Source organism: Aeromonas sp. JL9 (genome assembly GCF_024436075.1).
GTDB classification, from domain to species: Bacteria; Pseudomonadota; Gammaproteobacteria; order Enterobacterales; family Aeromonadaceae; genus Aeromonas; species Aeromonas veronii.
In genome coordinates, this window is the sequence record NZ_JANFNV010000001.1 from 60705 (window position 1) to 75837 (window position 15133).

18 protein-coding genes are annotated in these 15133 nt (G+C 55.5%); all 18 read right to left on the minus strand.

From position 1 onward, the window contains the following. Nucleotides 1-77: 77 nt before the first annotated feature. The 18 genes from ccmE to flhF all read right to left on the minus strand — a co-directional run bounded on the left by ccmE (nucleotide 78) and on the right by flhF (nucleotide 15128). Nucleotides 78-569, minus strand: coding sequence for a cytochrome c maturation protein CcmE (ccmE, locus tag NOM06_RS00310; RefSeq protein WP_108541341.1), 492 nt, complete (start codon nucleotides 567-569; stop codon nucleotides 78-80). Then, complete coding sequence (ccmD, locus tag NOM06_RS00315) at nucleotides 566-772, minus strand: heme exporter protein CcmD (protein ID WP_019444732.1); 207 nt, start codon at nucleotides 770-772, stop codon at nucleotides 566-568. The genes ccmE and ccmD overlap by 4 nt, the downstream gene beginning before the upstream one ends. A gap of 2 nt (nucleotides 773-774) precedes the next feature. Next, a complete protein-coding gene (locus NOM06_RS00320) occupies nucleotides 775-1515 on the minus strand; it encodes a heme ABC transporter permease (RefSeq protein ID WP_005334687.1) in 741 nt (246 codons plus the stop codon). Between the two features lie 170 nt (nucleotides 1516-1685). Then, the gene (gene ccmB, locus NOM06_RS00325; protein WP_005353658.1) at nucleotides 1686-2354 is read right to left on the minus strand and encodes a heme exporter protein CcmB; all 669 of its coding nucleotides are present in this window, start codon (nucleotides 2352-2354) and stop codon (nucleotides 1686-1688) included. 4 nt (nucleotides 2355-2358) lie between these two features. Further along, nucleotides 2359-3003: a cytochrome c biogenesis heme-transporting ATPase CcmA gene (gene ccmA / locus NOM06_RS00330; protein WP_064335790.1), complete on the minus strand. Its 645-nt coding sequence runs from the start codon at nucleotides 3001-3003 to the stop codon at nucleotides 2359-2361. A 198-nt stretch (nucleotides 3004-3201) separates the two neighbouring features. Further along, complete coding sequence (locus tag NOM06_RS00335; protein ID WP_005334692.1) at nucleotides 3202-3579, minus strand: DUF2802 domain-containing protein; 378 nt, start codon at nucleotides 3577-3579, stop codon at nucleotides 3202-3204. 28 nt (nucleotides 3580-3607) lie between these two features. Then, nucleotides 3608-4096, minus strand: coding sequence for a chemotaxis protein CheW (locus NOM06_RS00340; RefSeq protein WP_005298836.1), 489 nt, complete (start codon nucleotides 4094-4096; stop codon nucleotides 3608-3610). A gap of 69 nt (nucleotides 4097-4165) precedes the next feature. After that, a complete protein-coding gene (locus NOM06_RS00345; protein WP_255909074.1) occupies nucleotides 4166-5038 on the minus strand; it encodes a chemotaxis protein CheW in 873 nt (290 codons plus the stop codon). Further along, nucleotides 5035-5829 carry a ParA family protein gene (locus NOM06_RS00350; protein ID WP_005353663.1) on the minus strand — a complete coding sequence of 265 codons (795 nt, stop codon included), beginning with the start codon at nucleotides 5827-5829 and terminating at the stop codon, nucleotides 5035-5037. Before NOM06_RS00350 ends, NOM06_RS00345 begins: the two co-directional genes overlap by 4 nt. Before the next feature lie 4 nt (nucleotides 5830-5833). Then, nucleotides 5834-6754, minus strand: a complete 921-nt coding sequence (locus NOM06_RS00355) for a flagellar motor protein MotB (protein WP_255909075.1) — start codon at nucleotides 6752-6754, stop codon at nucleotides 5834-5836. A gap of 2 nt (nucleotides 6755-6756) precedes the next feature. After that, entirely contained in the window at nucleotides 6757-7494 is a 738-nt protein-coding gene (locus tag NOM06_RS00360) for a flagellar motor protein (RefSeq protein WP_255909078.1), read from the minus strand. Between the two features lie 2 nt (nucleotides 7495-7496). Further along, nucleotides 7497-8612, minus strand: a complete 1116-nt coding sequence (locus NOM06_RS00365; protein WP_064340924.1) for a chemotaxis response regulator protein-glutamate methylesterase — start codon at nucleotides 8610-8612, stop codon at nucleotides 7497-7499. Between the two features lie 32 nt (nucleotides 8613-8644). Next, on the minus strand, nucleotides 8645-10855 hold the full coding sequence (locus NOM06_RS00370; protein WP_255909081.1) for a chemotaxis protein CheA: 2211 nt from the start codon (nucleotides 10853-10855) through the stop codon (nucleotides 8645-8647). Nucleotides 10856-10866: 11 nt separating this feature from the next. Next, the gene (locus NOM06_RS00375; protein WP_005353668.1) at nucleotides 10867-11607 is read right to left on the minus strand and encodes a protein phosphatase CheZ; all 741 of its coding nucleotides are present in this window, start codon (nucleotides 11605-11607) and stop codon (nucleotides 10867-10869) included. A 12-nt stretch (nucleotides 11608-11619) separates the two neighbouring features. Continuing rightward, on the minus strand, nucleotides 11620-12003 hold the full coding sequence (gene cheY, locus NOM06_RS00380) for a chemotaxis response regulator CheY (RefSeq protein ID WP_013723552.1): 384 nt from the start codon (nucleotides 12001-12003) through the stop codon (nucleotides 11620-11622). Nucleotides 12004-12114: 111 nt separating this feature from the next. Continuing rightward, the gene (locus NOM06_RS00385) at nucleotides 12115-12834 is read right to left on the minus strand and encodes an RNA polymerase sigma factor FliA (RefSeq protein ID WP_005353671.1); all 720 of its coding nucleotides are present in this window, start codon (nucleotides 12832-12834) and stop codon (nucleotides 12115-12117) included. Then, the gene (locus tag NOM06_RS00390; protein WP_370688888.1) at nucleotides 12827-13669 is read right to left on the minus strand and encodes a MinD/ParA family protein; all 843 of its coding nucleotides are present in this window, start codon (nucleotides 13667-13669) and stop codon (nucleotides 12827-12829) included. Before NOM06_RS00390 ends, NOM06_RS00385 begins: the two co-directional genes overlap by 8 nt. 34 nt (nucleotides 13670-13703) lie before the next feature. Further along, entirely contained in the window at nucleotides 13704-15128 is a 1425-nt protein-coding gene (flhF, locus tag NOM06_RS00395) for a flagellar biosynthesis protein FlhF (RefSeq protein ID WP_255909084.1), read from the minus strand. Nucleotides 15129-15133: the final 5 nt, after the last annotated feature.

Below are 15133 nucleotides of genomic sequence, written 5' to 3' on the forward strand. Positions count from 1 at the left end.
CATTCCTTTCAATTGAACGGTGACAACAGCCGCACCACGCACGGCAGGCAAAGCGGAAAAGGCAAACACCACAGGGATCACTGCTTGGCTCCCTTCAACTGCGCCTCGGTATACTCCGGCTTGAAGTGCATGCCGTTGGTGGCATCGGCCACTTCCGGCGGCATATAGTTCTCATCGTGCTTGGCCAGCACCTCGAACGCCTCTACGGTCGTGGCATCCTTGAGGGTGCCCTGGGCAACAATCCCCTGCCCTTCACGGAACAGATCCGGCAGGATGCCGTCAAACTCGACCTTCACCAGATGACCGCCGTTATCCACCAGCTTGAAGGCAACCTTGAGGCTCTGGGGATCCCGCTGTACCGATCCCGGCACGACCAACCCACCGATGCGCAGGCGCTGCCCCTCTTCCGGCTTGACCTTGTCCGGCCCCTTCCCCTCCACCAGCTCGCTCGGGGTATAGAAGAGGTCGATATTCTGACTGAGGGCGTAGAGCACCAGCCCGCTGACGGTCGCCAGACCCAGGGTAATGGCCAGAATGATGGTGAGGCGTTTTTTACGTCTCGGGTTCATAGGGTGTTCTCCATCTGCTGGGCCGCCTTGCGACGGGCCTCACGCGCCTGTTTGCTGCGTAACTCACCGAGCAGGCTGCGGGTTTTCATGCGGGTAGAAATGATGATGCCGACCAGACACACCAGCGTCAGGCCAAATGAGAGCCAGACATAGAAGGCGTAACCGCCCATCGCCATAAAATCACTGAAAGAGGCAAAGTGCATGCTTACTTCTCCTGCTCTGCAATCTCTTTGACCCAGGGGCGATGCCACTCCCGCATCAGGAGTTCATTGCGAAAACGCATCAGGGTCAGGGCCCCGAGAAACGCAGCAAACGCCAGGATCATGATCAGCAGCGGCCAGAGCATCTCGGGTGAAATGGAGGGTTTGTCAAATTTGGTGATGGTGGCCCCCTGATGCAGGGTGTTCCACCACTCCACCGAGTAGTGGATGATGGGCAGGTTGATCACCCCCACCAGTGCCAGAATGCCGGCGGCACGGCCAGCGACCACCTTGTCGCTGAAGGCGTTGTAGAGGGCAATCACGCCGAGGTAGAGAAACAGCAGGATCAGTTCAGAGGTGAGCCGTGCATCCCACACCCACCAGGTTCCCCACATCGGCTTGCCCCAGGCGGCACCGGTAAAGAGGGCAATAAAGGTAAATACGGCGCCGACCGGCGCAATGGCTGCAACCGTCATGTCCGCCATCCGCAGTTGCCACACCAGGCCGATAAAGGCGGCCACCGCCATGGTGGAGTAGGCTCCCATGGAGAGAATGGCGGAAGGCACGTGGATATAGATGATCCGGAACGAATCTCCCTGCTGGTAATCCGCTGGCGCAAACGCGAGGCCCCAGACAGTACCGATCACAAACGAGAGCAGACTAATCACCGCAAACCAGGGCAACAACGTGCCTGCCAGCTGATAGGCTCGCTCCGGTTTGGCATAAGGGTGCAACCATTTCCACATAGCTCACAAAACCTTTTTGTTATTAATCGTTTGGCGAGGCCTACCATACCGACCGCAGGGCAGCATCAAATACCCCGAAAGCAATAAGCGGCACTCTCCTTGATCCATCGCAACATTATTTTTTGTAAAAAGACTCCGTTCGGAGCCAAATTCGGTTCAGCTCACGGCCATCAGTTGAGGCTGACCCGCAACGCCGCCGACACTGCCAGCGGTGTCAGTGTCAGAGCCCCCACCAGCATGGCGGCCAGAATGGCAAGCTGCCCGCCATAGGGCAAGCTCATCCCCGCGGCATCGATGGCTGAGGTGGCAAAAATCAGTACCGGAATATAGAGCGGCAGGATCAGCAGACTAAGCAGCACCCCGCCTTTGCGCAGTCCCACCGTCAACGCGACCCCGACCGCGCCGAGCAGGCTCAATACAGGAGTGCCCAGTGCCAGCGTCGCAACGACAGCCAGATAGGTGTTCATATCCAGCGACAGCAAAATCGCCAGCAAGGGAGAGATCAGCAGCAGCGGCAAGCCGGTCAGCAGCCAGTGAGCGACCACTTTCGCCAGCGCCAGCAAGCCCAGCGGGTGCGGCATCAGCATCATCTGCTCCAGCGCGCCATCGGCAAAGTCGTCGCGAAACAGTCGCTCCAGCGACAGCATGGCAGCCAATAGCGCCGCCACCCAGATGATCCCCGGGGCAATACGGGCCAGCAGTTTGGGTTCCGGGCCAATCCCTAACGGAAACAGGGTGATGACGATGAGGAAAAACCAGAGCGGATTGAGAATATCGGAACGCTGGCGCAGAGCCATCAGCAGTTCACGGTGAATAAGGTGCATAACAGCGCGCAACATGGCGTTACTCCTGCAATGTCGATGCGAAGGGGATCAACGAGATAGTCTTCAGCCGTCCTTGCATCAGGGTCAGATCCTGATGGGTGGTGAGGATCACCATGCCGCCCCGCTCGGCGTGGGCCAGAAAGAGCTGCTCGAGCACCTTGACCCCCTGCTTGTCGATAGCGGTAAAGGGCTCATCGAGGATCCAGAGCGCCGGTTTTTGTGACAGCCAGAGTCTGGCCAGAGCCACCCGGCGTTGCTGACCGGCAGAGAGTTGCCCGGTCGGGTTCTCTTCAAATCCGGCCAGCCCTACCCGGGCCAATATCTGCCACAAGTCAGTCTCTGTTTGCTGCGGGTGATGCAACTGCTGGTAGAACTTCAGGTTTTCAAAAGGGGTCAGCGCCGCTTTGACGCCGGGCTGATGGCCGAGATAGAGCAGATTGGCATGATACTCATCACGACAATGACGAATATTCTCCCCATTCCAGCACACCTCACCGGCAAACGGCTGCGACAGCCCGGTCAACAACCGCAACAGGCTGGTCTTGCCAACACCGTTGGGCCCTTCAATTTGCACCAGATCGCCGGGCGCAACAGAGAAAGAGAGGTGTTCAAACAGAGTGCGATCTTCGCGCACGCAGCTCAGATTGTTAACTTGAAGCAGCATGGGGATTTTTTCAGAGAAAATGAAGCGGTCTGCATCTTAACACAGTATTGGAATACGTCTTTTCAAAGATGCAACAATTGAACTGACTGGCGACCGGGATCACAAAGAAAATATGGTAGAAACCGCCTGCTCAACGCAGCTGGGGGACAAGCGGCTGCACGCCATAAAATTCAGGAAGGCAATTGCCTTCCTGAATCATCATGAGCGACCTTTTCGCAACGATATCAAGAGCTCGGCCTCTGCCTTTGGCAACTCGCACTCACTCATGACTTCATCAAGATCGGCGCCCAGTTCGACCATCTTTGCCGCTCGGCTGTAGAGCCTGCGTTCGGGATCCTGCATGGTCAGCTCTTGCTGGCGCTCATTGACCTGCTGCATCGCCCCTTCCACCGACTGCAGACGCTGCCCCATGCCAATGGCGCCGGTATGGAGTTCCATCATCTGCTTGCGCAAGCTTTCCAACTGACCTTGCAGGGTTGCCACACTGGCCTCGGACTCCTGCTTGCTGCGCTTGCTCTTGAACCAGATATAAGAGGCAAACGCCAAGGCAATCAGGGACATCCCCAAGGCAACCATCTCGATTATCAAAACATCACCTTACTTATCAGAGGGAACCGATATCTTCCCACTCTTCATCGGAGAGCAGCTTGTTCAAGTCAACCAGGATCAGCAGTTGCCCATCGCGGTTGCTCACCCCCTGAATAAACTTGGCGCTCTCTTCAGTGCCGACCGCAGGTGCCGCATCGATTTCGGAAGAGCGCAGATAAACCACTTCTGCCACACTGTCGACCATGATGCCGATCACCTGCTTCTCTGCCTCGATGATCACAATCCGGGAGTTTTCACTCACATCACCGGAAGGCAGACCGAAACGGGAACGGGTATCGATGACAGTCACCACATTGCCACGCAGGTTGATGATCCCCAGTACGTACTCAGGTGCACCCGGCACCGGTGCAATTTCGGTGTAGCGCAACACCTCCTGAACCTGCATCACATTGATGCCGTAAGTTTCGTTTTCCAGTTGGAAGGTTACCCATTGCAGCACTTCATCTTCGGCCAGATTCTGTGCAATATTGCGCTTTTCTGTCATGTTTTTATTCCTTTTATGAAAACGTCTACTGCTAAAACTAGCAATAAAACAGCTCGATTGCAGAAGTTATCAGCGACCTTCTATGTTAACCCCACGCTCCAGCAACAGGAGCAGTTCGCGGACGTGTAACAGGGCACACATTTTTTCTTTAACCATGCCCGCCAACCAGGGGCGCTTGCCCTCCTGATGGCGCCATTTCACCTGGTCACGGTGTAATAATTCAGTCCCTTTGAGATGGTGGCAGGCTAATCCCCACGGCGATTCACCAAGCATAATCAGATACTTGTAATCATCCATCTCGAGATGCTGACCCGGCATGACCCACTGGGCAGTATCGACCACATTCATCTTCTGCTCGCGAGAGGTCATGATCCCCTTGTACCAGCCCGGTTGGCCAAACAGGGAGGTGATCTCGCCCAGCTGATGAATACCACCAAGCTCGGTCAACGGCACCGCAAACGTCACACCCGCGACTTCAAAGAAAAGGGCCTGAAACTCTTTACCGGTATCGATATTTTCCCAGGCAACAGGTTCACTGGCTTCTACCGGAGCAACCTCCACCGCAGTCTCGGTCAGGATAGTAGTATGGGGCTCCGCAACCTCGGGGAGTAGCACCTCCGCAGGCCACTCAGGCTCTACCGGCAACAGTGACTCCTCCGCCACAATCTCCAGCGGTGCGGTGAGTGTTATCTCCTGGGTGAAGGCATCATTTTCGAACTGGACTTGTCCCACCTGAGCCAATAGTTCACCGAGCTGGGCAAGCCGTGGATCGCTTTCGAGGTAAGGTGCGGCGACTACCTCGGGGACGCTTTGGGGCTGACGTTGCAACTGTAAAACAGGGGCAGATTGAACCTCTTCCACCTCATCCAGCACCAGCGGCTCATCGAGCAGCAGGGAGTGGAAATAGTCATCCATCGCCCGAACTTGAATGGTATCTCTCATGCCGTCACCTCATGAACCCGTTGCCGCTCAAGGGCATCAAGATGATTGAGCAGCGTTTCATATGCATAGGTTCCACGACTCCCGGGAGAATAGATAGACGGGGGGATATGCAGCAAGCTGGCATCCCGAAACTTGGTATCAATAGGGATTACCGCATTCCACACTGAATCCCCATATTGATCCTTGATCGATTTCAAGGTCATCAAAGAAGCACGGGTGCGCTTGTCGAACATGGTCGGGATCACGGTATAACGGAACTTGTCACGCTTGGAACGCTGCATGATCTCGAATGTTTTCATCATCCGCTCCAACCCCTTGAGAGCCAGAAATTCGGTCTGGACAGGCACCAGAATCCGATCGCAGGCAGCCAGCGCGTTGACCATCATCACCCCCAGTACTGGCGGGCAATCGATCAGCACGTAATCATATTGCTCCTGAATTCGCAGCAGTGCCCGCTTCAGTACTAGTCCCATCCCCTCACGATTGCCCATCACCCGATCAAGGGTTGCCAAGGTAATAGATGCTGGCAGTAAGTTGATATTTTCGAACTTGGTCTTGAGCGTCAGTTTATTGACAAGCTCGGCTGTCGGTTTGACAGCTTGAAACAACTCATAGAGGGTTCCATCCAGGCGATCTGAATCAAAATCAAGATATGCAGTCAGCGAAGCATGGGGGTCGGTATCAATCAACAGCACCCGCTGGCCACGCTGGGCCAGGATCCCCGCAAGCGAGACCACTGTGGTGGTTTTACCCACACCACCTTTCTGGTTGGCAACCGTCCAAACAATCACTGTATCAATCCTGCCTTGTTGTTATACGTATGCCACCACCGGGCAAGGTGATCACCTTTATCTCTCCTGCATCCACCGCCTGTTGTACAGCAGGAACCGGTTCGGCAACTACCGTAGGCGTTGCAACCACAGGTGCTGGCGGCACCCAGGCAAACTTGGAGATAGCGACCACAACCTTGCGATTCTGCAGTCTGCCCTGCTCGCTGCCGTTGTCAGCAAAGGGGGAAAACTCGCCATATGCCTCGAACGCCAGACGCTGGGGGGCGATCCCATCGGCAATCAAGCCATTGAGTACCGCCTCGGCCCGAGCAGCAGAAAGCGCCCAGTTAGAACGATAAATTTCATTATTTATCTGTTGGTTATCGGTATAACCCCGAACCCTTACATAGTTATCGACCGGTTTGAGAATACTTGAAAGAGTATTAATGACCGGTGCAGCGTTTGGTCCCAAAAAGGCACTGCCGCTGCCAAACAACAAGCCGGAACTGAGTTCAACCATCAGCCAGTTCTCATCTTGCGTCAGTTTGACGATACCGGCATCCACCAGCGAGCCCATGCTCTGTTGCAACTGCATATCGAGTTTTGCAAGTGTCGCGCCATCTTGCAGCACTGGCACACCAGAAATAGGAGCACGTGAAGGAGAGGGGGATGCTGGGCTTTCCAGCAATGATGGAGAGGCAGATACCGGGTTATCCAGCAGGGAATTACCCTGCCCTTCAAGCAAGCCATTGCCGCCAGACTGCATGACACTGAACGCCTGGCTCATACCATCAATCACCGCGCGATACTTGTCCTTATTCACCAGTGCAACAGAGTAGAGCACCACGAACAAGGCAAAGATCAGCGTCATATAATCGGCATAGGAGACCAGCCAGCGGTCAAGATGCTCACGACCCTGCAAGTGCAACCGATAGCGCTTGCGCATGGCTACTCTCCTTTCAAATAGGCCTTGAGCCGGCGTTCAACCTGCAAGCCGTTTTCACCATGGGCGATAGCCAGCAGCCCTTCCAGGGTCATCTCCTGAAAGAGTGCATAGTGATAGTGAAATGCGCGTAGCCGGTTGGCGATAGGCAGGTAGATGAGGTTGGCAAACCCCACACCATAGATGGTTGCCACAAATGCCACTGCGATACCCGCCCCCAGCGCTGACGGGTCTTCGAGATGAAACATGGCCTGGATCAGGCCCAGCACGGCACCGATGATCCCGATGGTCGGACTGTACCCCCCCATGGCTTCAAATACCCTGGCGGCATGTTCATTGCGCTCCTGCTCGATATCGATGTCCGCTTCCAGCAGCATACGGATATCCTCTGTGGAGACCCCATCGACAATCATACCAAGCCCTTGGCGGGTAAAGTTGTCTTCCTCCTGCTCGGCCTGATTTTCAAGGGCAAGCAGCCCTTGCTGGCGCGCAAAGACTGCCCATGACTGCAACCGTTCGGCCTGCGTCGCGAGATCCTGGCGGGGAGGGGTAAAAATCCATAACAGCTGGCGCAACGCCAGCAAGATGTACTTGGCTGGGGTCTGCAACGTGACGGCACCGACGGTACCACCCAGCACGATCAAAAAAGCAGGGCCGTCCACCAGCGTCAACAGGGAGCCGCCATGCCACAGTTGGGCAATGGCAATAGCCCCCAATGCCAGGAGCAGACCGAGCAAGCCCATGATTAGCGCCCCAACTCAACCAGAATACGCTGGGCCACCTTGTCCAGAGGGAGTGATTCGCTGGCAATCCCCGCTTTGGCTACCGCTTGCGGCATACCATATACCACGCAGGAAGCCTCATCCTGAGCCCAGATGGTTGATCCCTGCTCTTTCAGCAGTCTGGCGCCATCACGGCCATCAGCCCCCATACCGGTCAGCACAATCGCCAATACCTTGTCGGCATAGGTTTTGGCCGCAGAGGCAAAAGTGATATCCACACAAGGCTTGTAATTGACCTTGTCGTTGCCATCCACGATGCGAATGCGGGCCCCTGCACCACGACCTTCCAGCAGCATCTGTTTGCCACCGGGAGCAAGATAGGCATGCCCGGGTTTAAGCACATCGCCATCTTCCGCTTCCTTGACGCCAATCTGACATAACCCGTTGAGACGGGCAGCAAACGCGGCAGTAAAAGTGGCTGGCATATGCTGGATAAGCAGGATGGGATGGGGAAAATCTCCCGGCAACTTGGTCAGCACATTTTGCAACGCAACAGGTCCGCCGGTAGAAGTGCCGATCGCCACCAACTGATAACTCTTGCCACTGCGCTTGAATGAAGCACTTGGCACAGTACGTTGCAAGTCAGGCTGACGATCTGAAGTTCTGGGCACAGTGCTGCCCAGAGGAGCACGAGCAACCGGTTCAGGTGCTTTGGGGCGAGCAGCGGATGTCATCAGGAAGCGCTTGCGGGAGATCTCCTTCACCCGCTGTTGCAACAGTCTGACAGCTTCATCTTTGTCTCTGGCAATGTCCTCAAACTTCTTGGGCAAGAAGTCGAGGGCTCCGGCGTCCAGCGCATCCAGCGTAGCCTTGGCCCCTTCATGGGTCAGGGAGGAGAACATCAGAATGGGGGTTGGGCACTTGGCCATGATCTCCCGCACCGCACTTATGCCATCCATCACGGGCATCTCGATGTCCATGGTGATCACATCAGGGCGCAGCGACATCGCCTTGTCCACCGCCTCACGACCATTCTGGGCCGTATCAATCACCGTCAGCATGGGATCCTGATTGATGATCTCGCTCACCCGACGGCGAAAGAAGCTCGAATCGTCGACAACTAATACCTTGACTGCCATTGTTGTTTTTCTAACTCCTTGGGCCTGAGCTATTAATGTCTACGCGCATATGCTTTGAGCAGACTCGGCACATCCAAAATAAGAGCAATTCCGCCATCACTGGTAATTGTCGCCCCGGCCATGCCAGGGGTGCCTTGCAGCAGGTTATCAAGTGGCTTGATCACCACCTCTTCCTGACCAATCAAGCTGTCTACCACAAACCCGATTTGCTGAGTGCCAATCTGCACGATCACCACATGTCCGGTATCCTGACGTGAACGTTTGTTGGCGCCACGAATCAACCATTTGTGCAGATAGAAGAGCGGTATCGCCTTCTCGCGCACAATGATGGTGAGCTGACCATCAACCATATTGGCCTTTTTCAGGTCCAGATGGAAAATCTCGTTCACACAACCAAGGGGAAGTGCGAAGGTCTGCTCACCCACTTCCACCATCAGAGTCGGCAGAATGGCTAGCGTCAGCGGAACCTTGATTTCGAGACGGGTACCTTTACCCCAAGTGGAATCGATGTGCACCGACCCATTGAGGCTGACAATGCTGGTTTTAACCACATCCATTCCGACACCACGGCCAGAGATATCGGAGATCTCGGCCTTGGTTGAAAAGCCCGGGGCAAAGATCAGGTTATAGGCATCGTTGTCGCTCATGCGAGCGGCAGTATCTGCATCCAGAACACCGCGACTGATTGCGATGGACTTGAGTCTCTCAGGATCCATCCCTGCCCCATCATCCTCGATGCAAAGCAGAATATGGTCACCTTGCTGGGAGGCGCTAAGGGTGATCGTCCCTTGCCGCGGCTTGCCCGCTTTCTCCCTCACATCCGGCATTTCGACCCCATGATCGCAGGAGTTGCGAACGAGGTGAACCAGAGGATCGGCGAGCGCCTCCACCAGGTTTTTATCCAGATCTGTCTCTTCCCCCACCATCACCAGCTCAATCTCTTTCTTGAGGGTTCTGGCTAGATCACGCACCACGCGCGGGAAACGACCAAATACCTTCTTGATTGGCTGCATGCGGGTTTTCATCACCGCACCTTGCAGGTCAGCCGTTACCACATCCAGATTGGCAACCGCCTTTGACATCTCTTCATCATTGCTTGCAATACCCAGGCTCACCAGCCGATTACGAACCAGTACCAACTCGCCTACCATGTTCATGATGACATCGAGAGTCTTGGTATCCACCCGCACCGTCGTATCGCTTTGCACGGCACTGTTTTCTACTGGCGCAGGCGCCGCCTTGGCGGCAGGCGCTGGTGCTTTGGCTGCTTCGGCAGGTTTTGCGGGAGCAGCCGGTGCAGGTTTGGCTACAGGAGTGGCCGGTTTGGGCGGAGTCACCGCAGCAGGTGCGGCAGGTGCGGCAGGTGCGGCAGGTGCGGCAGGTGCGGCAGGTGCGGCAGGTGCCAGAGTACTCTGAGGCCCTTGGCCACGGCCATGCAATTCATCAAGCAGACGCTCAAACTCATCATCATCGATAAGCTCGTCCACCTCTTTTTGCACCGACTTCAGAGGATTTACCTCTGGCGCCCCCATGTGCTGTCCCTGGCCATGGAGCTGGTCCAGCAAGGCCTCAAACTCATCATCGGTGATATCGCCAGAGCCACCCGCTATCGGGACTGCTGCAGCCGTCTTGGTCGGTGCCCCCCCCACGCCGTGGAGCTCGTCCAGCAGACGTTCAAATTCGTCTGCAGAAATTTCATCGATCGAGCCGCCGCCATTGACAGGAGCAGGCTCGCTGCTGATGGCTGTGGGTTCAACAACTTCTGGAGCAACTTCTTCAACAACTACCGGTGCTGCAGGTTCAGATTCTACAACCGCAGCCGCACTCGTAGCAGTGCGCAGTTGCTCTTCCCCTTCCGGCTTGCACAACTCATGGAGGTCATGAAGCAAATCATCTGACGCAGGGCTGGGTGCTTCGCGATTTTGAACCTGGGCGAACATGACATTGATGGCGTCCAGCGCTTGCAGGATCACATCCATCAACTCCGCAGTAACGGTTCGCTTGCCATTACGCAAGATATCGAACACGTTTTCCGCACCGTGGCATACATCCACCAGTTCACCGAGCGACAGAAAACCTGCCCCCCCTTTCACGGTATGGAAACCGCGAAAGATGGCATTCAACAGGTTCTTGTCATCGGGCCGCTTTTCCAAGTCGACCAGTTGTTCAGACAACTGTTCCAATATTTCGGATGCTTCGACCAGAAAGTCTTGCAGTATGTCTTCATCAACTTCGAAGGCCATGCGTCACTCCATTAGAATCCCAAGCTAGACAGCAGATCGTCCACATCATCCTGACCATTGACCACGTCGGCACGAGCCTCGGGGTTCATGATAGGGCCCTCTGCTTCAATCCCGTTGACAGGAATACTACGAGTTGAATGCTCAGCAGAAGCCTCACCAAACATGGTCAGCATTTCTATTAATTTTGTTTCAACTTCCTGAACAAGCTTGATGACCTTGCGGATCATCTGACCTGTCAAATCCTGAAAATCTTGTGCCATCAGGATTTCTGTCAGCAGTTGCCGTAATTTATCGGCATCAGACTCTGAAGCCTTAATAAAATCATCAAGTTGGTGACATAAGGATTTGAACTGCCCTACGCTCATGTCACGAGACATCAGGGCATTCCAGTTCGGCATCACCAGCTGGATATTGTCATTCAGGCGATCCGCTATCGGCAAACTGGCTTCCACCGCATCCATTGTGCGATTGGCCGCTTTGTCGGTCATATCGATAACGTAGCTCAAACGCTCCCGAGCATCGGGAATGTCATGGGTAGCCAAATCGGGAATACGGGGGTCGAGGCGAAATTCTTGAAGTGAATCATGCAGTTGTCGGGTCAGCTGACCTACTTTTTCAAACAGATCGGCTGCGTTGGGGGCACATACTTCGGCAAGCAGTTCATCGGCCAGCTCAAATTCGCCTTGCTCCAGATGAGCAACAAGCATCCTTGCCTGGTCGAGCGAAATCATTGCTCTCGTTTTGGCCATCATCCCTGCAGCTCCTTAGCCAATTCGTTCGAAAATTTTGTCGAGTTTTTCTTTGAGCGTTGCTGCGGTGAAGGGCTTGACGATGTAACCGTTGACGCCAGCTTGGGCGGCTTCAATGATCTGCTCACGTTTGGCTTCAGCGGTTACCATCAGTACCGGCAGATGCTTGAGCTTCTCATCGACACGGATGGCTTTAAGCAGGTCAATACCTTGCATGCCTGGCATGTTCCAGTCGGTAACTACAAACTGAAAATCACCATTTTTAAGCATCGGCAGCGCTGTATTGCCGTCATCCGCCTCATGGGTATTGTTGAATCCCAAGTCGCGCAGCAAGTTCTTGATAATCCGGCGCATCGTTGAAAAATCGTCAACAATGAGGATTTTCATGTTCTTGTCCAAAATTCCCTCCTAAATAGCCACCAGAGTGGCTCACTTACATGATGCTAAAAACGGGTTGTGTCGTGCGGATTATGCCTTAGAGTTTCATCTCAGTGTAGCCAGTACAAACACTTATAGATGCCAATCTCTCAAACGAGCACGCAATCTGTGCATTGCCTGACTGTGGATCTGGCTCACACGCGACTCGCTGACATTCAAAACCTCGCCAATTTCACGCAAATTCAGCTCTTCATCGTAGTAAAGAGAGAGAACCAAAGCTTCTCTCTCTGGTAGACGACCAATTTGCTCTGATAATTGAATCTGAAATCGCTCGGCAGCCAATTCATCGAATCCCGAGCCGGAAGGGGCATCATCGGGGTGGCCGATCACATCCTCGCTGACCCCCAAATCTTCGATGCCGATAATTTTGCCGCAGGAGACATCTTGCAGCATCGCATGGTAATCAGCGATGGAGACCCCCATCTCGGCAGCAACCTCGGTATCTCGCGCGTCACGCCCGTGGGTCTGCTCGACATTCTCGATCGCTTCTGCAATAGCCCGACTGTTGCGATGCACAGAGCGGGGTACCCAGTCACCACGCCGGATCTCATCCAGCATGGCGCCTCGGATGCGGATCCCGGCATACGTCTCGAAGCTTGCTCCCTTGCTACCGTCAAAGTTGCGGGAGGCTTCAAGCAGCCCAATCATACCTGCCTGGATCAGGTCATCCAGCAAGACACTGCTGGGCAGGCGAGCCAACAAATGCTGGGCAATTCGCTTGACCAGGGGAGCATGACGCTCCACCAGCACATAGGAATCCTGATGACGCAAGTACGCTTGGGCTTTATTCACGGGAACCTTCCTGTGTTGTGGCCGGTTTCTGCAACAAATTTTCCAGGAAAAACTCCAGATGGCCGCCCGGCTGGTTGGGAACCGGCCAGCTCGCAGCCTTGTTGGCAAGGGACCGGAACGCCAGTGCGGCCGGCGACTTGGGAAACGCCTCGACAATCAGCTTCTGCTTGCGCACGGCGGCACGCAGATTGGTGTCATAAGGTACACAGGCGACCAGCTCCAGCGAGGTATCGAGGAAACGATCCGTGACCCGGGTCAGTTTGGCAAAGAGCTCCTGCCCTTCGCGCAGACTGCGCACCATATTGGCCACCACCTTGAAACGAAACACGCCGTGATCCTTGGAGAGGATCTTGATGAGGGCGTAGGCATCGGTGATGGAGGTCGGCTCATCACAGACCACCACCATGATGTCCTGAGCGGCACGGGTGAAGCTCAGCACCATGTCGGAGATCCCCGCAGCCGTATCCACCAGCAGGATGTCGACCTGGGTCTTCATCTCGCTGAAGGCACGGATAAGCTCGGCATGCTGCACCGGAGAAAGCTCGACCATGGACTGGGTGCCCGAGGTCGCAGGCACGATCATCATGCCGTATGGACCTTCGACGATGATATCGTCGATGGTGCATTCACCCGCCAGCACGTGAGAGAGGTTGCGATGAACCCGCAGCCCCAGCATGACGTCGACGTTGGCCAGACCCAGGTCGGCATCCAGCACCATCACCCGCTTGCCTTGGGCAGCCATGGCTCCGGCCACGTTCAGGGTTACGTTGGTCTTGCCCACGCCCCCTTTACCACCGGAAACGGCGATTACTTTTACTCGATTGTTTTGACGCATTTTGCGCAGACCACTCGCCTGATCCATATACATGTTACTCATAAAACTCCGAATCTTCGGCCTCGCCAAAGCCTGCGCCCCAGAAATAGGGCTCCTCTGTTTCTCGCTCCAGCGAGCCCATGGCAGCCCCGACGAGCTGCGCCGCATTGGCAACCTGAATATCTTCCGGAACCCTTTGTCCGTCAGTGATATAGCTGATGGGCAATGAATTCTGGATACACACGTTAATCACTTCGCCCAGATTCAGACTTTCATCCAATTTGGTAAGTATGCAGCCGCTTAATGGAATACGCCGGAAATGGTCAACCGCCTCCTGCATCACCCGACGCTGGGAAGTTGCCGACATCACCAGATAACTGCGGATCCGCACCTTGGCATTCTTGACCAGGGTATCGAGCTGCTCGGTCAGCCGGATATCCCGTTGGCCAACTCCAGCCGTATCGATAAGTACCAGCCGACGGTGGCGGAACTGATAAAGGGCATTGGCCAGCTCTTCTGCATCACGCACCTGCCGCACCGGACACCCCATGATGCGACCATAGGTCTGCAGCTGTTCATGGGCACCAATCCGGTAGTTGTCGGTGGTGATCAGCGCCACCTGCTCGGCGCCATACTTCATGGCGAAACGGGCCGCCAGCTTGGCAATAGTGGTGGTTTTGCCCACCCCGGTCGGGCCAAGCAGCGCCACCGCGCCGCCCTGACGCATGATCTCGTCCTCACTGATCTTGAGCTGGGCCGTCAGCACCTCGGCCAACTGGGCCATCGCCTGATGGATGGACATATCTTCGGGGATCAGTCCCGCCAGTTGATCGGCAAACGCATCATCAAAGCCCAGTTTCTTGAGCTCCTTGATCAACAGGGCCCGCATCGGTTCGCGGCGCTCCACCTCTTGCCACATCAGCCCGGAGATCTGGTGCTCCAGCAATTTACGGATGCTGGCCATCTCCTTGCGCATCCCTTCCATCTCCTGATCCCGCTGGGCAGGTTGAGGGGCGCGCTGGCCGGACGCAACTCGGGCTTTGGGCTTGGCAGGTTCCGGGGCGGCGCCCCATTGCCCCTGCTCGGCCAATGTTCTGGGCGCTGCATTGGCAGCGGCCAGCCCGGACGATTGGGTATTGCCCATTGGCGCCCCATTGCCCGGCTTGAGCTTCTGCTGGCGCGCCAGCAAGGCGGCCAGGGTATCGGCATAATGTTCGTTCTGCTCCTTCGCCGGCGACGGCTCGGGGCGGATCATCTGCCGTGCAGCAGACGAAATATTGACGCTCTCATCGTTCAGCTGACGGCGAACCGGCGCATCTTTGGGCCCCGGAACCTGGGATTGATAATCGACTGCGGCGACTATCTCTACCCCTCCGGTGACCTTCTTGTTGGACATGATGACGGCGTCAGGCCCGAGAGTCTCCTTGACCTCGGCCAGAGCCGTTCGCATATCCTTGGCAAAAAACCGCTTAATCTTCACCCGTC